The sequence below is a fragment of the Nocardioides sp. CCNWLW216 genome, from assembly GCF_037120545.1.
Taxonomy (GTDB): Bacteria; Actinomycetota; Actinomycetes; order Propionibacteriales; family Nocardioidaceae; genus Nocardioides; species Nocardioides lianchengensis.
The window spans coordinates 177,337-199,965 of record NZ_JBBBBJ010000001.1; the positions used below are offsets into that span (position 1 = coordinate 177,337).

Below are 22,629 nucleotides of genomic sequence, written 5' to 3' on the forward strand. Positions count from 1 at the left end.
CAGCGGTAGGCTGTGAGGATGGCCACGAGCTACCCGCCCGCCCTGGACTGGTCGACCGCCAACTGCACCGTCGGTCGCTCGATGGCCGTGCTGGGGGAGCGGTGGACGTTCGTCGTGCTGCGCGAGGTGTTCAACGGGGTGCGGCGCTTCGACGACATCCGCCGCCACAGCGGGATCCCGCGCCAGGTGCTCAGCAACCGGCTCGCGCTCCTGGTCGACCAGGAGATCCTGCGGCGCGCGCCGTACCGCGACGACGGGGCCCGCGAGCGGCACGAGTACCGGCTGACCCCGAAGGGCTTCGACCTCTATCCCGTCCTGGTGGCGGTCGCCGACTGGGGGGACCGCTACCTCGCCGACCCCGGCGGCCCGCCGGTCGAGATCGCCCACCGGGACTGCGGGGCTGTCGTGCACGCTGCGCTGGTCTGCGAGCACGGGCACCAGGTGACCGACCCGCGCGACGTCGCGCCCCGTCCGGGGCCGGGTGGGCTGCCGGCGGATGAACACGCCGCGTCAGCCCGGTGACGTCTTCGCGCCGCTCGGTCTAGACGCCTCGCCGACGGCTCGGACAACGCTCGGTGAAGAGCCGGCGACGGGCGAGGACGAGATGCCGTCAGGACGCGGAACGGGCTCGTCCAGGTGGTCCGGCAAGGGGTCCGGGCTCCCCTAGCGTCCGCTCCGGAGCGGCGCCTCTCGGGCAGGTGCCGAGGCTCCCCGCTGCCCGGTGACGGGCGGCGTCCTGTCCCGAACGAGAGGCCCCTCCCGGCATGTCCACCGGCACCCCCGGAAGCAGCAGCACCCCTCCCGCAGACCCAGGCCGCACTCCCGGACGGTCGCGCTGGCGCCCGACCCGGGCCGGCCTCGTCGTCGGCAGCCTGGCCCTCGGGCTCGTGGCCACGACCGGCGTCGTCTCCCTGGCCGCGGGTGGCGGGCTCGCGCCGCCGGCCGTCAACCCGGCGACCATCTACGACCCGCAGGTCGTGCCGGACCGGGTGATCCTCACCCCGACCGCCACGCCCGCCGTCTCCCAGAGCGTGTCCTGGCGGACCTCGACGTCCGCCGGCGCCCCGCGGCTGCAGCTCGCGGTCGCCGTCCCGGGCGTCGTCACGGCCGAGCGCACGGTCGAGGCGACCACCACGACCTTCCGCACCGACCTCGGGTACGACGTCGCGCACCACTCGGCGACGATCACGGACCTGAAGGCCGCGACCACCTACGTCTACCGCGTGGGCGACGGCGACACCTGGAGCGAGTGGGCCGAGTTCACGACGGCCGCCGCGACCGCGGAGCCGTTCTCGTTCATCATGCAGGGCGACGCGCAGAACGACATCAAGTCGTACGTCTCGCGCACCTTCCGCGCGGCGACCGAGGCGCGGCCGTACGCCCGGGCCGTGCTGCACGCCGGCGACCTCATCGACACCGACATCTCCGACGCCGAGTGGGGCCAGTGGTTCGAGGCCGCCGGCTACGCCAACGGCGGGATGAACGTGATCGCCGCGGCGGGCAACCACGAGTACTACCCGGGCCCGACGCTGTCGCGGCACTGGGGCGCGCAGTTCGAGTACCCGGGCAACGGTCCCGCGACCGACGAGCGGGTCACCCAGCTCTACGACGAGAACGTCTACTACACCGACTACCAGGGCGTCCGCTTCATCGCCCTGAACAGCAACTTCCCCGGCGACACCGCCGCGATGGCCGCGCAGACCGCGTGGCTGGAGGACGTGCTGAAGAACAACCCGAACCAGTGGACCGTCGCCACCTTCCACCACCCGGTGTTCTCGGTGACCTCGGGCCGCGACAACGCCGCGCTGCGCCAGGCCTGGCTCCCGCTCTTCGAGAAGTACGACGTCGACATCGTCATGCAGGGTCACGACCACGCCTACGGGCGCGGCAACCTGCTCGCCAACGAGGCCGGGCTCCCAGCCGGCGCGACCAAGGACAAGAGCCACACCGGCCCGGTCTACCTGGTCTCCGTGGCCGGACCGAAGTACTACGTCCCGGACCCGGCGGACTCCAACAACTGGGTCACCAACGGCGCCCACCTGCGCGTGGTCGGCCGCGACACCCAGCTCTACCAGCTCGTCGACGTGAAGGCCGGCGAGATGCACGTCGAGACCTGGGACGTCGCCGGCAACCTGGTCGACGCGTTCACGATCGCCAAGTCGGCCGGGAAGAAGCTGGTCACCACGGAGACGACCGCGCGGGCCTCCGGGCCCGGCTCGACGCGCGGCGACATCGGCCGGCCGAGCCTGCCCGAGCCGGCCGTCCCGGGCGCCGTACCGACCGACGAGCCGACGGAGGAGCCCGAGGAGCCGACCACCCCGACGCCGACGCTCGTGACGCCGACGGTCTCCGTCGACCGGGCCGCGCGCCAGGTCTACGGCACCTCGACGCCGGTCCGCGTCACTGCCCGGGTCGCCCCGGTCGCGGGCGTCGTCCCGGCCGGCAGCGTCGTCGTCCGTGACGGCCGCACCGTCGTGGCCACCGGGGTCGGCGTCAACGCCTCGGGGGTCGCCACCGCCGTGCTCCCGCGCACCCTGTCCGCTGGTCGGCACGCGCTGACCGTGACCTTCGTGCCTCGCGGCACCACCGTCCGCGGCGGTACGTCGGCGCCCGTCCTGGTCAACGTGACCAAGGCGCGGTCGACCACCCGGGTCACCGCTCCGGCGCGGGTCCGGCCCGGCCAGCGCGGGCGGCTCACCGTCCGGGTCTCCGTGCCCGGCGTCGCCGCCCCGAACGCCGCCCTGGTGGTCCGCAACGGCAAGCGGGTCGTGGCCCGGGTCGTGCTGAAGGCCGGCAAGGCCACGGTGCGGCTGCCGCGCCTGGCCCCGGGCAAGCACCGGATCACGGTCGCCTACGTCGGCACCGGGAACGTCGCCGGCTCCACCTCGGCCGCCCGGGTGGTGAGGGTCCGATGACGACCGCTCCCCGCCCCGACCGCCCCCGCGACCCGAGAGGGACCTCCATGCAGTCCGACCACCCGTCCGATCACCCGTCCGGTCGCCGGTCCCGGCTCCGCGCCGGCTTCGCCGCGGCCCTCGCGGCCGGCACGCTGCTGGCCGGCGTCGGCGCCGTCGTACCGGCTCCCGCCTCGGCGGCCCCGGTGGACGCCGCGGCGTTCTACGCGCCCTCCCGGGTCCCGGACCGGATCACGCTGACGCCGACGGCCGACCCGTCGACGAGCCAGTACGTCACCTGGCGCACCTCGACCGGCGTGGCCGAGCCCGTCGTCGAGCTGCGGGAGGCCTCGAGCCTGACCTACCGCAACGACAACACGACGTTCGCGGCCGAGCGGTCGACCGAGATGACGGCCGACCTGGGCTACCAGCAGACCTTCCACGGCGCGCGGCTCACCGGCCTCAAGCCGGGCACGATGTACCAGTACCGGGTCGGTGACCGCACCAACTTCAGCGAGTGGCAGCACTTCACCACCGAGTCGGCCACCGCCGACCCGTTCTCGTTCCTCTACTTCGGCGACGTGCAGACCGGCATCAAGTCCCAGGCCTCGCGGGTCATGCGCAACGCCTTCCGGGACCGGCCGGACGCCGACCTGGTCGTGCAGGTCGGCGACCTGGTCAACGACGCGATGAGCGACCAGCAGTGGGGCGAGGTGTACGACGCCACCGACTACGTGCTCGGCACCACCAACTTCCTGATGGCGCCCGGCAACCACGAGTACGAGGGGGAGGCGATCTCGGACCAGTTCCAGGCCCAGTTCACCTACCCCGACACCGGGCCGCAGGGCCAGGGGCCGGCGTACGACGCGATGGAGGGGACGGTCCACTACACCGACTACCAGGGCGTCCGGTTCATCTCGCTCAACAGCAACCTGAGCTCGGCCGAGCCGCTCGCGATCCAGACCGCGTGGCTCGACGGCGTCCTGAAGGACAACCCCAACCAGTGGACGGTCGTGTACTTCCACCACCCGCTGTTCTCCCTCGACGAGGGCCGCAACAACCGGGCGCTGCGCCAGTCCTGGCTGCCGCTCATGGAGAAGTACGACGTCGACCTGGTCCTGCAGGGCCACGACCACGGCTACGGCCGCGGCAACACCGACGCCGCGGAGGTGGGCAACCCCGCGAGCTGGGACAAGGAGCGGAGCTACTCCGGGCCGGTCTTCGCGGTCTCGGTCGTGGGTGACAAGCAGTACCGCGCCGGCCCGCGGGTCTGGAACGAGAACGACGCGCACCTGCGGCGGATGGGCGGCGGCCTCCAGCTCTACCAGGCCATCGACGTCTCCAGCGGTCGGCTGCGCTACGAGTCCCGCACGGCCGACGGGCAGTACTACGACGGCTTCACCATCGTGAAGAACGAGCACGGCAAGGCCGTCACCGACGACGAGGCCCCGGACGTCATCGACCCGACCGACCCGGGCCCGTGCCTGGGCTGCGAGAACCCGACGGACCCCACGGACCCGACGGACCCCACCGACCCGACCGACCCGGTCGGTGACCTCGACTACGCCTTCGAGAAGTCCCTCGTGTCGGTGGATGACGTGACGGCGCAGCTGCCGGCGGGGGTGGTGTTCTCGCAGGAGCGGGACACGTTGTTCCTGGGTGATCAGAACGGTCGGACGATCTGGGAGATCGATCCGGTGACGGACAAGGTGCTGCGGTCGATGACGTTGCCGGAGAACATCCGGGACCTGGGCATCGATGATGCGAGGAAGCTGCTCTACGTGGGGCAGCAGAACAAGAACTGGGTCGTGGTGTCGATCGCGGCGGGGTCGTTCGGTGAGGTGGTGCGGGGTCCGTTCCCGATCAGTGAGTCGAACCGGTCGATCGATGTGGACCCGAAGCTGGGCTATGTCTATGCGGCGATCCCGGCGCGTGGGGTGGAGGTGTTCAACGCGGTGACGGGTGAGTCGTTGGGCACGATCAACGGCACGACGGGTGCGTACTACGTGGCGGCCGACGAGGTCGGTGGGCGCGTGGCGGTGGCGTACTTCGAGGAGCTGACGGACGTGAAGAACGTCGAGGTCTTCGATGCGGGCGCGAACTTCAAGCAGGTGTGGGAGTCGCCGACGCGGGCCTCGGCCCGGCAGGTGGACTTCGACTCGACGAACGGGCTGCTGTATGTCGGGTTCACCGGGGTGTCGGCGTCGTCGGGTGGGTTCTCGGTCTACGGCGCGGCCAAGGGTGAGCTGTTGGTGGACAAGCCGGGTCCGCAGTTCGGCAAGGACGGCTACGGGATCGCGGTGGACGAGGAGCGGCAGCGGGTCTACGTGTCGAACCGGGACCACCGGTTGAACCCGCCGGGTGAGGAGACCGTCCCGGTCGCCGTCACCGTCAGCGAGCGGATCCTCGAGGGCGGCAACCCGGACCCCGAGCCGGAGCCCGAGCCGGAGCCGGAGCCCGAGGTGCCGGCGGGGACGGCGTACACGCCGAGGTCGCTCACCGCGATCCCCGACGCCTCGGACACCGCGACCGACGACCGCCCGGTCGGCTCGGTGGTCGAGCAGTCGACCGGCCACGTCTACGTCGCCAACGAGCAGCGCCCGGCCCGGATCCGGGTGATCGACCCGGTCGCGGACACGACGCTGCGCACCATCACGGTGCCGAACGCGGCCGAGGAGGGGGTTCGCGACGTGGCGCTCGACGAGACCAAGGACGAGCTGTACGTCGCCTACGCCAACAAGTGGGTGGTCCTCGACCAGGCCTCGGGTGAGGTCGAGCGGGGTCCGTTCGACTTCGACGCGAACGTGCGGGGCATCGACGTCGACCTGGCGCGGGGCCGGGTGCTCGGGGCGACCCGCGGCACCGGGTTCCTCGTCGCCGACGCGACGACCGGCGCCCAGGTGCAGAAGGTCGAGCTCCCGGGCGCGGCCTGGACCTCGCACGGCATCGCCTACGACGCGGTCCACGACCGGGTCTACCTCTCCAATGAGAACACGGCCGGCACGGTCGGGCTCCGGGTGCTGAACGGGGCGACGTACGCCCTGCTCAGCGAGGTCGCGACGGCGGCGCCGAGCTGGCGCTCGGTCGCGGTCGACCCGGTCGCCGGCCGGGTCTACCTGGGCCACGCGGCGACGACCTTCGACGCCTCCGGGGTGACGGTGCTCAGCACGACCGACCTCTCGCAGGTCGCGCGGCTGTCGGCGCACGCCTTCGGCAACAAGGTGTACGGCGTCTCGGTCGACACCCGGCACGGGCGGGTCTACGTCTCGGCGCGGGACCGCTACCCGACGGGGCTGGTCCAGCTGCAGCGCGGCGCCTGAGCCACCCACGACGCCGGCCCCCGGGGAATCCTCCCGGGGGCCGGCGTCGCTGTCGCTCGGGTCAGCCGAGTGGTGCGGTCAGCTCGATGTTGATGTCATCGGGGTCCTGGAAGGACAGGATCGCCATGCCGGCGTCACCGAGGTCGGTCACCTCGCCGTGCTCGATGTCGGCCTCGGTGAGGGCGGCGGCCGCGCTGATCAGGTCGTCGCGCGATCCGACCGCGAAGCTCACGTGGTCGAGGCCCGTGGTCGCCGACTCGAACGACGTGCTCCCGACCGGCCGCAGGCCGAAGAGCGTGCCCTGCGGAGTCTGGTAGACGACGCCGCCGTAGAACTGCTCGGCCGACTCGCGGACGCCGGGCTCGTCGACGTGCTGCGAGGCGTCGACCGCGGTCGGCCAGCCGAAGACCTGGTCGTAGAAGGCCTTCGAGCGGGCGATGTCGGTGACGGTGAGGCGGACGTGGGCGAAGCCGGAGCTGTCGATGAGAGCCATGGCCTCCGGTACCCGGTCAGTCCAGCGGAGAGACCCGGATCAGGTTGCCGTCCGGGTCGGCCACCACGAAGGTCCGCCCGAAGACGTCGTCGTACGGCGCCTCGACCTCGGTCGCGCCCTGCGCGGTCCAGGCGGTGAACAGCTCGTCCACCGCGGCCGCCGACCCTGGCACCATCAGGCCGACCTCGGAGGTGCGGACGACCTCCGGGGTGACCCGGTCCGCCCGGCCGCTCCAGAGCGCGAAGAGCACGCCGGGCGCGACCTCGAAGGGCACGTACCGCGGTGTCGTCAGCTGCGGCTCCAGGTCGAACAGGTCGCGGTAGAACGCGGTGGATCGCTCGATGTCGGTCACGTAGACCAGGAATAGGTTCGGTGCGGTCATGGCTCCACCGTGTCGGCGATTGCGGTCAGATCCCGACCGTTGTGCGACTTTCTGACCTGAACCTGTGTCAGGTTCGTCTTCTGCGGCCTACAGTCCCCCCATGTCGCTGCCCTCCGTCGAGCCCGCCCCGCGCCGCCGGGTCCCGACCCAGGCCCGCAGTCGCCGCCGGGTCGAGGGCGTCCTCGATGCTGCGGCCGCGGTCGTCCTCGAGCACGGCGTCGCCGCGCTCACGACCCGCGAGATCGCCCGGGTCGCGGGAATGCCGGTCGCCTCGCTCTACCAGTACTTCGCCGACAAGGAGGAGGTGCTGCTCGCGCTCGTGGAGCGCGACATGGCCGAGATGGACGAGCAGGTCCTCGCCGACCTCGCCGCCCTCCCCGAGGAGGACCGGACGATCGCCGGGATCGTGGGCGCGACCATGGCCGCCTTCGTGAAGGTCTACGACCGCCGACCCGCCTTCGTCGAGGTCTACCTGCGCGGGCGCACCAACGCCGCCGTGGCGCAGTTCGGTCGCGACCACAACGCTCGCGTGGCGCGCACCCTGCGGGAGTACGCCGCCGGCCTCGGCCTGGTCCGTCCCAGCCTCACCGACCCGCTGGCCGAGCTGGCGGTGGAGGTGGGCGACCGGGTCTTCCAGCTCGCCTACGAGCGGCGCTCCGGGGGCGACCGCGTGCTGGTCGCCGAGGGCGTCGCGATGGTCACCGCCTACCTCGAGCGGTACGCCGCATGACCGACCAGTTCCGTGCCGCCGTCGCCTCCGCCGCCCGCCGCCTGGCCGTGGAGGGACTGCTGATCGGCACCGCCGGCAACGTCTCCCTGCGCTCCGGTGACCGGGTCGCGGTCACCCCCTCCGGCCTGGACCTCGCCGAGTGCCGGCTCGAGGACGTCACCGTCGTGTCGCTCACGGGCCGGGTCCTCACCGGACGGCTCCAGCCGACCTCCGAGCTGGGCCTGCACCTCGGCGTCTACGCCGACACCGACGCGAGCGCGGTCGTGCACACGCACGCGCCGTACGCGACGGCGCTGGCGTGCGTCCTCGACGAGCTGCCGGTCGTCCACTACCAGCAGCTGCTGCTGGGCGGGTCGGTCCGCGTCGCGCCGTACGCCACCTTCGGGACGCCGGAGCTGGCGGCCCACGTGCGGGACGCGCTGGCCGGCCGCCAGGCCGCGCTGATGGCCAGCCACGGCTCGGTGACCGTCGGCACGACGCTGGAGCAGGCGGTCGACCACGCGCTGCTGCTCGAGTGGCTGGCGGCGCTCTACCACCGGGCCAGCGCGCTCGGCCCGGTCCGCGTCCTGTCCGAGGAGGACCAGGTCGCCGTCATCACGGCCGCGCTCGCGCGCGGCTACGGAACCCCGCAGGAGAACCCATGAAGATCGCCGCCGTCGGCGTGCACGTCCTCGACACCCACGTCATCGGGATCGAGTCCATCCCCGCCGGCTCGGACGGCCAGCTGGTCGAGCAGATCCGGTTCTCGCCGGCCGGCACCGCGGGCGGCACGGCCGTCGTGCTCGCGCGGCTCGGTGCCGAGGTGGCGTCGTACGGCGCCGTCGGCACCGACCCGATCGCGTCGGTGCTGCTCGACCTGCTGGCCGCGGAGGGCGTCTCCGTGTCCGGGCTGGCCCGCAAGGACGACCACCAGACCTCGTCGTCGGTGATCCCGGTCCGGCCGGACGGCGACCGGCCGGCCTGGCACTGCATCGGGGCCAACGGGGCCTTCACCCTCGACGACCTGCCGGCCGACGCGCTCGAGGGCGTCACCCACCTGCACCTCGGCGGGCCGGAGTTCCTCGGCGGCCCGGCGGCAAGCGAGCTGCTCGCCCGGGCCCGCTCGCTCGGCATCGTGACGTCGCTCGACGTCCTGGCCCCCGGCGACCCCGACATGCTCGCCTGGATCGCCGACGCGCTGCCGCACACCGACTACCTGCTGCCCAACGACGAGCAGGTGCTCGGCTTCACCGGTGCCTCGTCGCTGGTCGACGGCGCGCGGGCGCTGGTCGACGCCGGAGCCGGCTGCGTGGCCGCGACCGCCGGCGCCCGCGGGGCCGTCGTCGTCACCGCCGACGCGGTCGTCGAGGTCCCGGCGTACGACGTCCCGGTCATCGACACCACCGGCTGCGGCGACGCCTTCTCCGCCGGCTTCCTGCGCGGTCTCGCGCTCGGCCGTGACCTGCGCGGCGCCGCCGAGCTCGGCTGCGCCACCGCCGGTCAGGTGGCGGCCGGCCTCGGCACCGACGCCGGGTCCTACTCGCTCGACTCGGTGCTGGCTGTCGTGGCGGCCGCCGCGGTCCGGGCCGGGCAGTAACGCGACGCCGGCCCGCGGCTCAGACCGGCGCGGGCTCGGCCGGCGGCGGGGTGTCGGGGATCGGGGTGGGGTCGCCGCTGGGGACGACCTCGGGCTCGGGCAGCGGCTCGGTCGGGATGGTGGTCATGGTCGACCGGTACCCGACGCCGTCGCTGCAACGCGTGTCCGCCGCTCTCGTGCGGTGCTGCAGCGCCGCGGAGCAGCTGCGAACACCGCGTCAGCGCTCGGCCGGTCCGCCCGCGGCCCCGCGCACCGGCCGGGACAGGCGGTCGAGGAACGCGACCAGCAGGGCCTCGCGCATGGCCGGGCTGGCCAGGTCGAGCATCGCGTTCACCTCGGCCATCCGACCCGGCAGCTCCAGCGAGCCGGAGTCGGACTCGCCGACCAGGCCGGAGGTGGCGAGCAGGCCGTCGAAGTCGTCGTCGGAGAGCGTGGCCGGGTCGAGGGAGGCGATGAAGGCGGCGACGCCCGGGTCGACCGCCACCGGGCCCGCGGCGACCGCGGCGGCGACCGACTCTCCGAGGGCGGTCAGGAACTCGTCGACCGAGGCGAGGGTGGCGGCGCTGACCGAGAGGTGCACGGTGGCGGGGTGGCCGTCGTACGACATCTGCGGCTGGACGTACCAGCCGCGCGCCGCCATCTCGTCGCAGATCGTGAAGGGGTCGCACGAGTCGTCGGTGGCCAGGGCGACCAGCGTCGAGTCAGGCGGTACGACGACCCGCAGCGGCGCGGCGATCCCGGCGACGATCCGGTCGACCGCCTCGAAGACGTCGCGCGAGAGCCGCAGGTAGCCCTCGTCGCCCAGCGTCTCCAGCACCGCCCAGGCGCCGGCGAGCGGGCCGCCGGACTTCGTCGACTGCATCGTCGAGTTCAGCATCGTGTAGCCCGGCCAGGACGCGGACGCGAAGAACTGCGGCCGCCGGTGCGCCGGGGTGCGGTGCAGCAGCACCGAGGTGCCCTTGGGGGCGTAGCCGTACTTGTGCAGGTCGACCGAGATCGACGTGACGCCCTCGACCGCGAAGGTCCACGGCGGGACCGGCCGGCCGAGGCGGGCGGCGTACGGCAGCACCCAGCCGCCGATGCACGCGTCGACGTGGCAGCGGATCCCGCGCGCGGCGGCATCAGAGGCGATCGCCTCGACCGGGTCCACGACCCCGTGCGCGTACGACGGCGCGCTGACCACGACCAGCACGGTCGAGTCGTCGGTCGCCGCGGCCATCGCGGCCGGGTCCGCGCGGAAGTCGGCGCCGACCGGGACCTGGCGGATCTCGACACCGAAGTAGTGGGCGGCCTTGTGGAACGCGGCGTGCACGGTGGTCGGCACCACGATGTTCGGCGTGGCGACGTCGGGCCGGCTGTCACGCGCGGACTGCACCGCGAGCAGCACCGACTCGGTGCCGCCGGACGTGATCGTGCCGACGGCCGAGGCCGGCGCGTCGAGCAGGTCGGCGGCGAAGCCGACCACGCCGTTCTCCATCTGCAGCAGGCTCGGGAACGCGGTCGGGTCGAGGCCGTTGGAGCCGGCGTACGCCGCCACCGCCTCGCGGCCGACCCGGTCGACCTCGGCGAGTCCGGAGTCGTAGACGTAGGCGAGGGTGCGGCCGCCGTGGACCGGCAGGTCGGCGGACTGCAGCTCGCGCAGGCGGGCGAGGACGTCGGACATCAGGCGGACACCTCCGAGGCGTCGAGGGCGTAGCGGCTCAGCCACCACAGGCTGAGCAGGATCAGGATCGCGGGCAGCAGGGCGAAGCCGAGCACGATCGCGGTGACCGCGGAGTCCGGCTGGACGGCGTCCGCCCCCGAGCGGTAGCCGCCGAGCTGCAGCACCAGCGCGAAGACCGCGGGGCCGAGGGCCAGTCCGAAGGTCTCGCCGGCCGTCCACACGCCCGTGTAGACGCCGATCCGGTGCGAGCCGGTACGGCGGGCGTCCACCGCCGCCGCGTCCGGCATCATCGCCATCGGGAAGACCTGGCAGCCGGCGTACCCGACGCCCATCAGCACGACCGCGCCGACCAGCACGCCGAACGGCGCCGTGTCGGCCAGCGCGGCGACCAGGGCGCCGGCTGCGAGGAAGAGCGAGGAGGCGACGTACCCGCGCTTCTTGCCGATCCGCTGGCCCACGGCCGACCAGATCGGGGTCAGCAGCAGCGCCGGACCCACGAAACCGGCGAACAGCACCGTGACGGCGCCCTTGCTGTCGAGCACGTCCTCGGCGAGGTAGTCGACCCCGGCGAGGACGCAGCCGACCGCCAGCGCCTGGACGACGAAGGTCACCAGCAGCAGCCGGAAGTCCCGCGCGCCGGCCACGATCCGCAGCTGGTCGCGCAGCGTCCCGGCGCCCGGCTGGACGGTGCCGAGCGGCGCGGCCCGGGTGCCGCGGTAGGCCGACAGCACGCCGACCAGGATGATCACCGCCATCGCGACGCCCATCAGCCGGTAGCCGTCCCGCCCGCCGACCTCGTCGCGGATGATCGGCGCGGTGGCGCCCGCGAGCAGGATCGTGAAGGCCAGGATCGCCACCCGCCAGGTCATCAGCCGGGTGCGCTCGTCGTACGACGGGGTCATCTCGGCGGGCATCGAGACGAAGGGCACCTGGAAGAACGCGTACGCCGACGCGCAGGCCAGGAACATCACCAGCACCCAGGCGGCCTCCAGTCCGGTGGCCATGTCGGGCGCGGCGAACAGGAGCGCGAAGCAGACCGCGAGCGCGATGCCGGCCCGCAACAGCCACGGGCGGCGCGGCCCGCGCGGGTCGACGGTGCGGTCGCTGATCCGGCCGGCGACCGGGTTGAGGACGACGTCCCACGCCTTCGGCAGGAACACGATGAAGCCGGCGGCGATCGCGGCGATGCCGACCTCGTCGGTGAGGTACGGCAGCAGCATCAGGCCCGGGACGGTGCCGAAGGCGCCCGTCGCGACGGAGCCCGAGCCGTAGCCGATCCGGACGCTGCGGGGCAGGGCGTGGTCGGTCACCTGCGGGAGGCTAGCGGCAGTCTCCCCGGTGAACCGGGGAAACCGCCGCCCGTCGAGACGCTCAGATGCCGCAGTTCGGCGCGCTCCAGCTGCGACCGCCCCGCAGGTCGACGTGCACGTGGTCGTCGTGGTCGGGGTAGCCCGGGCCGAAGATGCCGCCGTACCCGACGTGCGTGGCCTGCTCGGCAACCGGGCAGAACCCGCCGCTCACGGCCGCGAAGTCGAGGGCGTTCCCGTAGGTGTGCTGGCCGGTGCCGCTGCCGCCGACCTGCCGGTCGCAGGCCTGGGAGCGGAAGCCGCTGTTGACGGTCAGCGGCACGTTGCCGAGCCGCTGACGCAGCGCCTCGGCCTTCCACATCGAGCGCTTCAGGTTCTCCTGCACCTGGGCCGCCGACACCGAGCCGCCCGAGTAGCCGCCCTGGCCGCAGCCGCCGGTGACCTCGGCCCAGTCGAAGTGGGCGGTCGAGCAGTCGGCGTCCTGGAGCTCGTAGATCTTCGCGTACGTCGCGGCACCGGCCACGCCGTCGGCGCCCAGGCCGTAGGCGGCCTGGAAGTTGCGCACCGCCTGCTCGGTCTGTGGGCCGAAGGTGCCGTCGATGCCCATGTTCACGCCGGAGCCGGCCCAGCCGGCGACCCGGGCCTGGAGTTCGGTGACGTCGGCGCCGGTCGCGCCGGAGGAGAGGTTGCGGGACCACGAGTAGCACTCGTCGGCGTGCGCGGCCGGTGGGTGGGCGGCCACCACCACGAGGCTGGTGACGACCAGCGCGAGAGCGGCGAGGGTGCGGCGGAGCAGGGACATGGTCGGACCTTCCGAGAGGGGTCAGAACCCGTTCGACCCTGCCACGGATCGCCGACACCCGACAGCGGAAGGATCCTCAGCGCGACAGCGCCCGCGACCCGCCCGACCCGTAGCGGCGGGTCGGGTTGGCCCCGATCGCCTCCTTGCTCGCGGCCTTCTTGCCCGTCGCCCGCTTGCGCGGCGCGGCCTTCTTCGGCGCGGCCTTCTTCGTCGCGGCCTTCTTCGTCGGCGGTACGACGGTCGCCCCGGACCACTCGTCGACCCACTCGTCGAGCACCGCCCAGGTGCTGGTGCGGGCCGCGCGGCCGGTGAGCATGCCGAGGTGACCGCCCGGGACGATCTCGAACCGGGGCTCCCGCGACCTCGAGAGGTGCGGCAGCACCGCGCGCACCGCCGCGACCGGGGCGATCCCGTCGGTGGCGCCCGCCAGGACCAGCACCGGCGCCGTGATCGCCGACAGCGAGATCGTCCGCCCTCCGAGCTCCATCGAGCCGCCGACGAGCGCGTTGCCCTTGATGAACCGGTGGTAGAGCTGCCCGAACGAGCGGCCGGGATACGCCGACATCTGGTCGGTGAACCGGTCGACCGCCTCGAGCTGGGCGAGGAAGTCGGCGTCGTCGAGGTGGGTCGCGACGGCCAGCGGCTTGGTGACCAGCTTCTGGAACGACGACAGCTGGAAGGCCCACCGCACCAGCGGGACCGGGGCCGCCCCGACGGCGCGGTAGGTCCGGGTGACCAGCCCGCGGCCGCCGGTCAGCTCCAGCAGCGGCCGGAGCGGGGCGACCAGGGGGACCAGCGAGACGTCGGTCGGGGACCCGACGGCGGTCAGCGAGGCGATCGGCAGGTCCGGCCGGTCGGCCGCGGTGAGCAGCGCGAAGATCCCGCCGAGGCTCCACCCCACCACGTGCACCGGGCGGCCGCCCGCGTGGGCGGACGCCTCCTCGATCGCGCGGGGGAGCACCTCGTCGACCCAGTGCTCCATGCCGAGGTTGCGGTCGCGGAACGCGACGCCGCCGTACTCGACGAGGTAGGTGGGACGGCCCTGCTCCACCAGGTGCTCGACCAGGGAGCAGCCCCGGCGCAGGTCGAAGCAGATCGCGGGCGCGGCCAGCGGGGTGACCAGCAGCACCGGGTCGCCCTGCGGACGGGCGGTCGCGGAGGGGCGGTAGTGGTAGACCTGCCGCTGTGGGCCCTCGTCGACCAGGGTCCGGGCCATCGGCCGCAGGTCGGCGAGACCGCCGTAGAAGAGCTGGTGGGCGACGTTGCTCGCGGCCGAGACGACCTGGTCGGGCTTGGGGATCAGGTCCATGGTCCGACGCTACTCCTGGTAGCTGCGGCCCATCACGGTCCCGCCGCCGTCGACCGGCTGGTAGCCGTAGCGCTCGTAGAGCCCCGGCGAGGAGGTGGTCACCAGCAGGGCGCGCTTGATGTGCCGCCCGACCAGCTCGTGATCGATGGCGTCCATGATCGCGGTGCCGACGCCCTGGCCGCGGCGCTCGGCGACGACGTACACGTCGCAGAGCCAGGCGAAGGTGGCCCGGTCGGTCACCAGCCGCGCGAACCCGACCAGCTCACCGTCGTCGTACGCCCCGAAGCACAGGGAGTTGGCGATCGAGGTCTCGACGACCTCTCGTGGCCGGCCCAGGGACCAGTAGGCGTCGGTCGAGAGCCAGCGGTGGACGGTGTCGACGTCGAGGCGCGTCGCGTCGGTGGAGATCTCGAGCATCAGGACCGCTTCGCGGGGCGCACGGCCTTGCCGTGCGAGGACGGTACGTCGGACAGCTCGCTCATGAAGCTGTCGGCCCAGGCCGCGACGTCGTTCTGGGTGACGGTCTTGCGCATCGCCTTCATCCGCCGGGTGATCTCGCGCTCGTCGGCCTGGTAGGCCTCGAGCATCGCCGATTTCATGCCGTTGATGTCGTAGGGGTTCACCAGCCAGGCCTGTCGCAGCTCGTCGGCGGCGCCCGCGAACTCCGAGAGCACCAGGGCGCCCTCGTTGTCGTACTTGCAGGCGACGTACTCCTTGGCGACCAGGTTCATCCCGTCGCGGTACGGCGTGACCGCGAGGATGTCGGCCATCCGGTAGAGCGCGGCCATCTCCTCGCGCGGGTACGACGAGTGCAGGTAGCTGATGGCCGGCCGGCCGATCCGCCCCAGATCGCCGTTGATCCGGCCGACCAGGCGGTCGATGTCGTCGCGCAGGATGCGGTACTGCTCGACCTGCTCGCGCGAGGGCACGGCCACCTGGACGAAGACCGCGTCCTCGACGTCGAGGTGGCCGTCGGCGATCAGCTCGCTGAACGCGCGCAGTCGGGCGTAGATGCCCTTGGTGTAGTCGAGCCGGTCGATGCCGAGGAACACCTTGCGCGGGTTGCCGAGCGCCTCGCGGATCTCGGTGGCGCGCTTCCCGACGGACTCGGAGCGGGCCAGCTCCTCGAAGCCGGCGGCGTCGATGGAGATCGGGAAGGCGGCGGCCTGCACGGTGCGGCCGTCGGGCAGGTAGACCAGGTCGCGGTGGGTCTTGTGGCCGACCCGCTGGCGGACCAGGCGGACGAAGTTCTGCGCGGCGCCGGGGAGCTGGAAGCCCACCAGGTCGGCGCCGAGCAGGCCCTCGAGCAGCTGGCGGCGCCACGGCAGCTGCTGGAACAGCTCGGCCGGCGGGAACGGGATGTGGAGGTAGAAGCCGATCCGGAGGTCGGGGCGGAGCTCGCGGAGCATCTGCGGCACCAGCTGCAGCTGGTAGTCGTGCACCCACACCGTCGCGCCCTCGGCGGCCAGCTCGGCCGCCTTCTCGGCGAAGCGGTGGTTGACCGCGACGTAGGAGTCCCACCACTCCCGGTGAAACTCCGGCTTGGCGACCAGGTCGTGGTAGAGCGGCCACAGGGTCCCGTTGCTGAAGCCCTCGTAGAAGCCCTGGATGTCCTCCTGCGTCATGGTCATCGGGACCAGGCTCATGCCGTCGTGCTCGAACGGCTGGAGGTCGGTCTCGGTGCCACCGGGCCAGCCGATCCAGACGCCGTCGTTGGCGCGCATCACCGGCTCGATGGCGGTCACCAGGCCGCCGGGGGAGACCCGCCAGCCGGGCGTCCCGTCGGCCTGCGCGACCCGGTCGACCGGCAGTCGGTTGGCGACGATCACCAGGTTGTTGGACACGCGGTCACCCTAGTCACTCGGTAGTCGTGGCCCGCCGGAGGTGGTGCTGGCACCACCTCCGGATGGTGGGCGTGGGCCCCTGTACCCACCCTCGGATCTCCCTAGCGTGGACGTCATGAGCAACCCCCTCACCCGCCTCCTCCGCGAGTCCGCCTACGTCCTCTCCGCGTTCGTGCTCGGCGTCGTGGGCTTCGTGCTCGCGGTGGTCGGGCTCGCGCTGGGCGTCGGCCTGCTGTTCACCGTCGTCGGCGTGTTCGTGCTGGCCGCGACGCTCCACGTCGCCCGCGGCCTGGCGCAGCTGGAGCGGGTCCGGATGGAGCGGCTGCTCGACGCCGACGTCCCGCGGGCGTCGTACCGATCGGCGGGGCCGGGCGACGGCTGGCTGCGTCGTACGGCGACGCCGCTGCGCGACCCGCAGTCCTGGCTGGACCTCGTCTGGTCGCTGCTGTCCTTCGTGACCGGGACGGTCGTCTTCGTGGTCACCGTGACCTGGTGGGCCAGCGCCGGGATGGGCCTGACCTACTGGTTCTGGCAGCGCTGGCTGCCCGACGGCGACGACCAGGGGCTGGCCGAGCTGATCGGGCTGGGGGACAGCCGGCAGGCGGAGAGCCTGCTGATGCTGGCGATCGGGCTGGCCGCGGTCGTGACCCTGCCGTTCGTGGTCCGCGGGTGCGCGGCCGTGCACGCCGGGCTGGCCTCCGCACTGCTCAGCACCCGGGCCCGGGCGGGGGCCCCGGCCCCGCAGCCGGCTCAGGCGTCGGCGGCGTAGCGGATCCCGACCTGCTCGCGCAGGCCGTCGAGCTGCCGCATCAGGGTCAGCGTCTGGGCGTGCGGGACGTAGGGGCTCTCCAGCAGTCCCTGGCGCAGGCAGTCGCCGACGTGGGCGATCTCGTTGCCGTAGCCCTGCCCGATCACCGGCTCCAGCCCCTCGATCCGCTGGGGGTGGGCCGGACCCTGGGCGCTGTGCTCGGTGAAGGTGGCGTAGCGCGGGTGGTGGAAGCCGAACGGCACCTCGACCCGGCCCCGGTCGGTCGCGATCGCCGCGGAGCGCGAGGACCACGACGTCATGGAGGCGGTGAGCGCGGCGACCGCGCCGCCGGGGTAGCGGCCGGCGATCGCCACGTCGAGGTCGATGCCGGTCGGGGTCAGGTCGGCCTGGGCCGTGAGCTGCTCGGCCTCCCCGAGCATCAGGTGGGCGAAGGTCAGCGGGTAGATGCCCATGTCGAGCAGGGCGCCGCCACCGAGGGCGGGGTCGAACATCCGGTCCTCCGGCGGGGCATCGACCCGGAAGCCGAGCTCGGCCCGCAGCGAGCGCGGGGAGCCGAAGTCTCCGGCCCGCACCCGCTCGGCCAGGGCCCGGATGACGGGGTGGCAGGCCATCCACATCGCCTCCATCGCGAACCGGCCGTGCTCGCGGGCCAGGGCGAAGAGCTCCTCGGCGTCGGCCGTCGTCAGGGTCAGCGGCTTCTCGCACAGCACGTGCTTGCCGGCCTCGAAGGCCAGCCGGGCGTTGTCGAGGTGCAGCGCGTGCGGCGTGGCGATGTAGACGACGTCGACCGCCGGGTCCGCGACCAGCTCCTCGTAGGAGCCGTGGGCGGTCGCCGACCCTCGGGTGTGCTCCTCGGAGAAGGCGCGGGCGGCGTCGATGCGGCGTGAGCCGACGGCGGTGATCTCGGCGTCGGGCACCAGGGCCAGGTCGCGGGCGAAGGAGCGGGCGATCTTGCCGGTGGCCAGGATGCCCCAGCGAATCGTGTCGGCCATGGCTGGAGACTAGCGATCGGGGGACTCGCCGCGGTGCGAATGACATCGATGTGGTTCGCCGCGTACAGTGCTGCGTGGACACCCCCACCCGACCGCTCCCAGGAGACATCGCATGGATGCCGCGAACGCCCTCCACGGCCCCGACGAGGCCGAGGTCGAGCCGACCCTGAGCGAGCGCGACCGCGACATCCTCGAGTTCGAGCGGCAGTGGTGGAAGTACGCCGGCGCCAAGGAGACCGCGGTCCGGGAGAAGTTCGACATGAGCTCCACCCGCTACTACCAGGTCCTCAACGCCCTCATCGACCGTCCCGAGGCCCTCGAGGCCGACCCGCTGCTGGTCCGCCGGCTTCGTCGGCTTCGCGCGGCCCGGCAGCGCCAGCGCTCGGCGCGCCGCCTCGGGTTCGAGGTCTGAGGCCCGGCATGCGCCAGCGCGGGCTGCTTTTCCCCTCTCCCGTAGTGATGCTCAGCATCATCGCCGTCGCCATGGCGGCGATCGCCTTCGTCGCCACCCGCGGCGGTGAGCCGACCGAGCGTGAGATCACGCCGGTCGCGGAGCCGTCCTCCAGCGCCGCGCCCAGCCCGACGGCCCCGGCGCCGACGACCTCCGCGCCCGCCAAGCCGCGCAAGCCCCCGGTGAAGCGCGGCGACGTCTACGTCGAGGTCTACAACAACTCCGGCATCAGCGGGCTCGCCGGTCGGGTCGCCGACCGCGCGACCACCGTGGGCTGGTCGGTCGTGGGCTCGGACAACTGGTACGGCACCATCCCGACCTCCACGGTCTACTTCCCGCAGCGCCTCGAGCGGGCCGCCAAGCTGCTGGCCCGCGACCTCGGGGTGAAGCGCACCCTGCCCGCCGTCAGCGGGATGCGCGAGGACCGGCTGACCCTGGTCCTCACCGGCGAGCTGGATTAGGCCACCCGTTCGTCACCGGGTCTTCGTCTCGGGAGTGACCCACGTCGTACGACGTCGCCCCGGTCCGTGACAGGCTGAGGCTCATGGAGTTCACCTCGTCGGTCGGGGAGCAGCGCTGGGCCGCCCTCGTCCGGGCGGCGGCCGAGACCGTCGTCGGGCTGGACTTCGACGGCACCCTGTCGCCCATCGTCGACGACCCCGCCGCCGCGCACATCCACCCCGACGCCAGCGAGGTGCTGGTCGACCTCGCGGCGCAGGTCGCCGCGGTCGCCGTGGTCACCGGGCGCCCGGCCCGCCAGGCGCTCGACCTCGGCGGACTGGAGGAGGTCGGCGACGCGATCGAGAGGTCCGGCAAGGAGCTCTACCTCTTCGGCCAGTACGGCAACGAGCGGTGGAGCTCGACCCACCGCCGGATCGTCTCGCCGCGCCCGCCCGTCGGGCTGGCGGCGTTCCTGCGCGATCTGCCCCGGGCGCTGCGCACCGCCGAGGCGTCCGACGCGTTCGTCGAGGACAAGGGCCTGGCCCACGCCGTGCACACCCGCCGGCTGCCCGACCGCGACGCGGCCTACGCCCGGCTGCTCCCGCTGCTGCGTGAGCTGGCCGGTCGCAACGGCCTGGTGCTCGAACCCGGCCGCAACGTCATCGAGGTCCGCGCCCCCGGCATGGACAAGGGCCAGGCGGTCCGCACCCTGGCCGACGAGGTGGGCGCCGGCGGCTTCCTCTTCGCCGGCGACGACCTGGGCGACCTCGAGGCCTTCGACGCGGTGGCCAAGATGGCCAAGGACGGCATGCCCACCCTGCTCGTCTGCTCCGCCTCCGACGAGCAGTCCGCGCTCGTCGAGCACTCCGACGTCGTCGTCCACGGCCCCGAGGGCGTGCTCGACCTGCTGCGGCAGCTGACCGCGGACGCGCGGGACCTGCGGGCCTGACGTCGTACGGCGGGGTCCGCCGGGTGCATCGGCCACCCCGGCTGCCGCGTCCTCCTCAGGGAGAACTGGACGTTCCCGGGCAACGCGATGCCCGGGAACGTCAGGGAAAGGCCGGGAGGTCCGAACCAGGGTGGTCCGTGGTGCTGGTGGGACGTGCCGGGAGTCAGCCGTGGCGTCGCCTCGGTCCTAGTTCCCCGGTTCACCGGGGAACTAGGACGTTCCCGGCCTTTCCCGACACCCCCTGTTCGCCCACGGTGAACGGAGGCACTCTCCGGAACAGGAGAGGCCGCCCGGTAGTTGAGCCGGTACTACTCAACTTCGCCGAAAGTGAGGGACGCATGTCTGTCACGCGTCTTCCCGTCCTGTTCGTCACCGACCTGGTCGTGCTGCCCGGCATGGTCGTCCCCATCGAGCTCGACGAGGCCGCTCGGGCCGCGATCGACGCCGCCCAGAGCAGCGGCGACGAGCGGGTGCTCGTCGCGCCCCGGCTCGAGGACCGCTACGCGTCGTACGGCGTGGTCGCGACCATCGAGCGGGTCGGTCGCTTCTCCGGTGGCGCCCCCGCCGCGGTGCTCAAGGCCGAGCAGCGCGCCGAGATCGGCAGCGGGGTGACCGGCCCCGGTGCCGCCCTGTGGGTCGAGGTCGAGCCCGTCGACGAGGTCGTCTCCGAGCGGGCCCACGAGCTCGCCGAGGAGTACAAGCGGCTGGTCGTCGCGGTCCTGCAGCGCCGGGAGGCCTGGCAGGTCATCGACCAGGTGCACGGCATGACCGACCCGGCGCAGATCGCGGACGCGGCCGGCTACGCGCCGTACCTCTCCATCGAGCGCAAGCGCGAGCTGCTGGAGCAGCCCGACGTCGAGCAGCGGCTGGAGACCCTGGTCGAGTGGACCCGCGAGCACCTGGCCGAGTCCGAGCTGACCGACAAGATCGGCAACGACGTCCGCGAGGGCATGGAGAAGACGCAGCGCGAGTACCTGCTGCGCCAGCAGCTCGCCGCCATCCGCAAGGAGCTCGGCGAGGGCGAGCCCGAGGGGTCCGAGGACTACCGGGCCCGGGTCGAGGCCGCCGACGTCCCCGACGCCGTGCGCACCGCACTGCTCAAGGAGGTCGACAAGCTCGAGCGCTCCAGCGAGCAGAGCCCCGAGACCGGGTGGATCCGGACGTGGCTGGACACCGTCCTGGACCTGCCCTGGCACGTCACCACCGAGGACTCCACCGACGTGGGCTCCGCCCGCGCGGTCCTCGACGCCGACCACCACGGGCTGGAGGAGGTCAAGGACCGGATCGTCGAGTACCTCGCCGTCCGCTCCCGGCGCGCCGAGCGCGGCCTGCAGGTCGTGGGCGGCCGCGGCTCCGGCGCGGTGATCCTGCTCGCCGGACCTCCCGGAGTCGGCAAGACCTCGCTCGGCGAGTCCGTGGCCCGGGCCCTGGGTCGCAAGTTCGTCCGCGTCGCCCTCGGCGGCGTGCGCGACGAGGCCGAGGTCCGCGGCCACCGCCGGACGTACGTCGGCGCGCTGCCCGGACGCATCGTGCGGGCGATCAAGGAGGCCGGCTCGATGAACCCGGTCGTGCTGCTCGACGAGGTCGACAAGGTCGGCGCCGACTACCGCGGCGACCCGGCCGCAGCGCTGCTGGAGGTGCTGGACCCGGCGCAGAACCACACCTTCCGCGACCACTACCTCGAGCTCGACCTGGACCTGTCCGACGTGCTCTTCATCGCCACGGCCAACGTGGTCGAGCAGATCCCCAGCGCGCTGCTGGACCGGATGGAGCTGGTCACCCTCGACGGCTACACCGAGGACGACAAGGTCGCCATCGCCCGTGACTTCCTGCTGCCCCGGCAGCTGGAGCGGGCGGCGGTGACGCCCGAGGAGTTCACCATCACCGATGCGGCGCTGCGCGAGCTGGCGGCCAACTACACCCGCGAGGCCGGCGTACGGCAGATGGAGCGGCTGCTGGCCAAGGCGCTGCGGAAGGCGGCGACCAAGCTGGCCACGGGGGCCGAGCGTCTCGACGTGGACGAGCCGGACCTCAAGGAGCTGATCGGGCGGCCACGGTTCACGCCGGAGGCGCACGAGCGGACCTCGGTCCCGGGTGTCGCGACCGGCCTGGCCGTGACCGGCCTGGGTGGCGACGTCCTGTTCATCGAGGCGAGCGCCAGCGACGGCAAGTCCGGTCTCACCCTGACCGGCCAGCTCGGCGACGTGATGAAGGAGTCCGCCCAGATCGCGCTGTCCTTCGTGCGGGCCCACGCCGACGTGCTCGGCGTCGACCCGGCGTTCTTCGAGAAGGCGATCCACGTGCACGTGCCCGCGGGCGCCACGCCGAAGGACGGCCCGTCCGCAGGCATCACCATGGTCACCGCGCTGACCTCGCTCGCGACCGGCCGGCCGGTGCGCTCCGAGGTCGGCATGACCGGTGAGGTCACGCTCAACGGCCGGGTGCTCCCGATCGGCGGGCTGAAGCAGAAGCTGCTCGCCGCCCAGCGGGCCGGCCTCACCGAGGTGTTCGTGCCGCTGCGCAACGAGCCCGACCTCGACGACGTCCCCGCGGACGTCCTGGAGTCGGTCACCGTGCACGTGGTCGGTGACGTGCTGGACGTCGTGCGAGGGGCGCTGACCCCGGCCGGGACCGCCGGGGCGGAGGCCCACGCGGCGGCCTGAGGACGCGAGCCGACGGCGGCGGCCGGCGGACGGACGATGTGCTT

20 protein-coding genes are annotated in these 22,629 nt (G+C 73.0%); 11 read left to right on the forward strand and 9 right to left on the reverse strand.

The window, feature by feature from the left end; genetic code table 11:
* Positions 1-18 precede the first annotated feature (18 nt).
* From V7S47_RS00785 to V7S47_RS00795, 3 genes are all read left to right on the forward strand, one after another.
* A complete protein-coding gene (locus V7S47_RS00785) occupies positions 19-522 on the forward strand; it encodes a winged helix-turn-helix transcriptional regulator (protein WP_336559836.1) in 504 nt (167 codons plus the stop codon).
* Positions 523-764: 242 nt separating this feature from the next.
* Complete coding sequence (locus V7S47_RS00790; RefSeq protein WP_336559837.1) at positions 765-2,915, forward strand: fibronectin type III domain-containing protein; 2,151 nt, start codon at positions 765-767, stop codon at positions 2,913-2,915.
* 47 nt (positions 2,916-2,962) lie between these two features.
* Positions 2,963-6,214 carry a fibronectin type III domain-containing protein gene (locus V7S47_RS00795; protein ID WP_336559838.1) on the forward strand — a complete coding sequence of 1,084 codons (3,252 nt, stop codon included), beginning with the start codon at positions 2,963-2,965 and terminating at the stop codon, positions 6,212-6,214.
* Positions 6,215-6,275: 61 nt separating this feature from the next.
* On the opposite strand, the gene V7S47_RS00800 is transcribed toward V7S47_RS00795, so the two are convergent.
* Positions 6,276-6,707, reverse strand: a complete 432-nt coding sequence (locus V7S47_RS00800; protein WP_336559839.1) for a VOC family protein — start codon at positions 6,705-6,707, stop codon at positions 6,276-6,278.
* 16 nt (positions 6,708-6,723) lie between these two features.
* Complete coding sequence (locus tag V7S47_RS00805; RefSeq protein ID WP_336559840.1) at positions 6,724-7,089, reverse strand: VOC family protein; 366 nt, start codon at positions 7,087-7,089, stop codon at positions 6,724-6,726.
* 100 nt (positions 7,090-7,189) lie between these two features.
* Between V7S47_RS00805 and V7S47_RS00810 the strand changes: the two genes are divergently transcribed.
* From V7S47_RS00810 to V7S47_RS00820, 3 genes are read left to right on the forward strand one after another with little or no spacing between them, the layout of a single operon-like run.
* Positions 7,190-7,819, forward strand: coding sequence for a TetR/AcrR family transcriptional regulator (locus tag V7S47_RS00810; RefSeq protein WP_336559841.1), 630 nt, complete (start codon positions 7,190-7,192; stop codon positions 7,817-7,819).
* A complete protein-coding gene (locus V7S47_RS00815; protein WP_336559842.1) occupies positions 7,816-8,463 on the forward strand; it encodes a class II aldolase/adducin family protein in 648 nt (215 codons plus the stop codon). The genes V7S47_RS00810 and V7S47_RS00815 overlap by 4 nt, the downstream gene beginning before the upstream one ends.
* On the forward strand, positions 8,460-9,395 hold the full coding sequence (locus tag V7S47_RS00820; protein WP_336559843.1) for a carbohydrate kinase family protein: 936 nt from the start codon (positions 8,460-8,462) through the stop codon (positions 9,393-9,395). Before V7S47_RS00815 ends, V7S47_RS00820 begins: the two co-directional genes overlap by 4 nt.
* A 217-nt stretch (positions 9,396-9,612) precedes the next feature.
* Here V7S47_RS00820 and V7S47_RS00825 read toward each other — a convergent pair whose 3' ends face one another.
* The 6 genes from V7S47_RS00825 to V7S47_RS00850 form a co-directional block, all read right to left on the reverse strand.
* Complete coding sequence (locus tag V7S47_RS00825; RefSeq protein WP_336559844.1) at positions 9,613-11,058, reverse strand: pyridoxal phosphate-dependent decarboxylase family protein; 1,446 nt, start codon at positions 11,056-11,058, stop codon at positions 9,613-9,615.
* Positions 11,058-12,368, reverse strand: a complete 1,311-nt coding sequence (locus V7S47_RS00830; protein ID WP_336559845.1) for an MFS transporter — start codon at positions 12,366-12,368, stop codon at positions 11,058-11,060. Before V7S47_RS00830 ends, V7S47_RS00825 begins: the two co-directional genes overlap by 1 nt.
* A 61-nt stretch (positions 12,369-12,429) precedes the next feature.
* Complete coding sequence (locus tag V7S47_RS00835) at positions 12,430-13,167, reverse strand: D-Ala-D-Ala carboxypeptidase family metallohydrolase (protein WP_336559846.1); 738 nt, start codon at positions 13,165-13,167, stop codon at positions 12,430-12,432.
* 76 nt (positions 13,168-13,243) lie between these two features.
* Positions 13,244-14,476 carry an alpha/beta fold hydrolase gene (locus tag V7S47_RS00840; RefSeq protein ID WP_336559847.1) on the reverse strand — a complete coding sequence of 411 codons (1,233 nt, stop codon included), beginning with the start codon at positions 14,474-14,476 and terminating at the stop codon, positions 13,244-13,246.
* A 9-nt stretch (positions 14,477-14,485) separates the two neighbouring features.
* The gene (locus V7S47_RS00845) at positions 14,486-14,893 is read right to left on the reverse strand and encodes a GNAT family N-acetyltransferase (RefSeq protein WP_336559848.1); all 408 of its coding nucleotides are present in this window, start codon (positions 14,891-14,893) and stop codon (positions 14,486-14,488) included.
* The gene (locus V7S47_RS00850; protein WP_090849512.1) at positions 14,893-16,320 is read right to left on the reverse strand and encodes an alpha,alpha-trehalose-phosphate synthase (UDP-forming); all 1,428 of its coding nucleotides are present in this window, start codon (positions 16,318-16,320) and stop codon (positions 14,893-14,895) included. Before V7S47_RS00850 ends, V7S47_RS00845 begins: the two co-directional genes overlap by 1 nt.
* Positions 16,321-16,435: 115 nt before the next feature.
* Here V7S47_RS00850 and V7S47_RS00855 point away from each other — a divergent pair, with 115 nt between their 5' ends.
* Positions 16,436-17,089 (forward strand): sensor domain-containing protein, encoded by a 654-nt coding sequence (locus V7S47_RS00855; protein ID WP_336559849.1) that lies wholly within the window; start codon positions 16,436-16,438, stop codon positions 17,087-17,089.
* On the opposite strand, the gene V7S47_RS00860 is transcribed toward V7S47_RS00855, so the two are convergent.
* Positions 17,071-18,081, reverse strand: a complete 1,011-nt coding sequence (locus V7S47_RS00860; RefSeq protein WP_336559850.1) for a Gfo/Idh/MocA family protein — start codon at positions 18,079-18,081, stop codon at positions 17,071-17,073. The two genes, V7S47_RS00855 and V7S47_RS00860, sit on opposite strands and share 19 nt — an antisense overlap.
* 112 nt (positions 18,082-18,193) lie before the next feature.
* Here V7S47_RS00860 and V7S47_RS00865 point away from each other — a divergent pair, with 112 nt between their 5' ends.
* From V7S47_RS00865 to lon, 4 genes are all read left to right on the forward strand, one after another.
* Entirely contained in the window at positions 18,194-18,493 is a 300-nt protein-coding gene (locus tag V7S47_RS00865) for a DUF3263 domain-containing protein (protein ID WP_090849518.1), read from the forward strand.
* A 47-nt stretch (positions 18,494-18,540) separates the two neighbouring features.
* Complete coding sequence (locus V7S47_RS00870; RefSeq protein ID WP_336560427.1) at positions 18,541-18,993, forward strand: LytR C-terminal domain-containing protein; 453 nt, start codon at positions 18,541-18,543, stop codon at positions 18,991-18,993.
* 83 nt (positions 18,994-19,076) lie between these two features.
* A complete protein-coding gene (gene otsB / locus V7S47_RS00875) occupies positions 19,077-19,922 on the forward strand; it encodes a trehalose-phosphatase (protein WP_336559851.1) in 846 nt (281 codons plus the stop codon).
* Positions 19,923-20,260: 338 nt separating this feature from the next.
* The gene (gene lon, locus V7S47_RS00880; RefSeq protein WP_336559852.1) at positions 20,261-22,585 is read left to right on the forward strand and encodes an endopeptidase La; all 2,325 of its coding nucleotides are present in this window, start codon (positions 20,261-20,263) and stop codon (positions 22,583-22,585) included.
* Positions 22,586-22,629 lie beyond the last annotated feature (44 nt).

Excerpts from the sequence above, each read along its gene's own strand:
- V7S47_RS00785 (WP_336559836.1), top strand. The coding sequence starts at position 19 with ATGGCCACGAGCTACCCGCCCGCCCTGGACTGGTCGACCGCCAACTGC.
- V7S47_RS00790 (WP_336559837.1), top strand. The coding sequence starts at position 765 with ATGTCCACCGGCACCCCCGGAAGCAGCAGCACCCCTCCCGCAGACCCA.
- V7S47_RS00795 (WP_336559838.1), top strand. The coding sequence starts at position 2,963 with ATGCAGTCCGACCACCCGTCCGATCACCCGTCCGGTCGCCGGTCCCGG.
- V7S47_RS00800 (WP_336559839.1), bottom strand. The coding sequence starts at position 6,707 with ATGGCTCTCATCGACAGCTCCGGCTTCGCCCACGTCCGCCTCACCGTC.
- V7S47_RS00805 (WP_336559840.1), bottom strand. The coding sequence starts at position 7,089 with ATGACCGCACCGAACCTATTCCTGGTCTACGTGACCGACATCGAGCGA.
- V7S47_RS00810 (WP_336559841.1), top strand. The coding sequence starts at position 7,190 with ATGTCGCTGCCCTCCGTCGAGCCCGCCCCGCGCCGCCGGGTCCCGACC.
- V7S47_RS00815 (WP_336559842.1), top strand. The coding sequence starts at position 7,816 with ATGACCGACCAGTTCCGTGCCGCCGTCGCCTCCGCCGCCCGCCGCCTG.
- V7S47_RS00820 (WP_336559843.1), top strand. The coding sequence starts at position 8,460 with ATGAAGATCGCCGCCGTCGGCGTGCACGTCCTCGACACCCACGTCATC.
- V7S47_RS00825 (WP_336559844.1), bottom strand. The coding sequence starts at position 11,058 with ATGTCCGACGTCCTCGCCCGCCTGCGCGAGCTGCAGTCCGCCGACCTG.
- V7S47_RS00835 (WP_336559846.1), bottom strand. The coding sequence starts at position 13,167 with ATGTCCCTGCTCCGCCGCACCCTCGCCGCTCTCGCGCTGGTCGTCACC.
- V7S47_RS00840 (WP_336559847.1), bottom strand. The coding sequence starts at position 14,476 with ATGGACCTGATCCCCAAGCCCGACCAGGTCGTCTCGGCCGCGAGCAAC.
- V7S47_RS00845 (WP_336559848.1), bottom strand. The coding sequence starts at position 14,893 with ATGCTCGAGATCTCCACCGACGCGACGCGCCTCGACGTCGACACCGTC.
- V7S47_RS00855 (WP_336559849.1), top strand. The coding sequence starts at position 16,436 with ATGAGCAACCCCCTCACCCGCCTCCTCCGCGAGTCCGCCTACGTCCTC.
- V7S47_RS00860 (WP_336559850.1), bottom strand. The coding sequence starts at position 18,081 with ATGGCCGACACGATTCGCTGGGGCATCCTGGCCACCGGCAAGATCGCC.
- V7S47_RS00865 (WP_090849518.1), top strand. The coding sequence starts at position 18,194 with ATGGATGCCGCGAACGCCCTCCACGGCCCCGACGAGGCCGAGGTCGAG.
- V7S47_RS00870 (WP_336560427.1), top strand. The coding sequence starts at position 18,541 with ATGCTCAGCATCATCGCCGTCGCCATGGCGGCGATCGCCTTCGTCGCC.
- otsB (WP_336559851.1), top strand. The coding sequence starts at position 19,077 with ATGGAGTTCACCTCGTCGGTCGGGGAGCAGCGCTGGGCCGCCCTCGTC.
- lon (WP_336559852.1), top strand. The coding sequence starts at position 20,261 with ATGTCTGTCACGCGTCTTCCCGTCCTGTTCGTCACCGACCTGGTCGTG.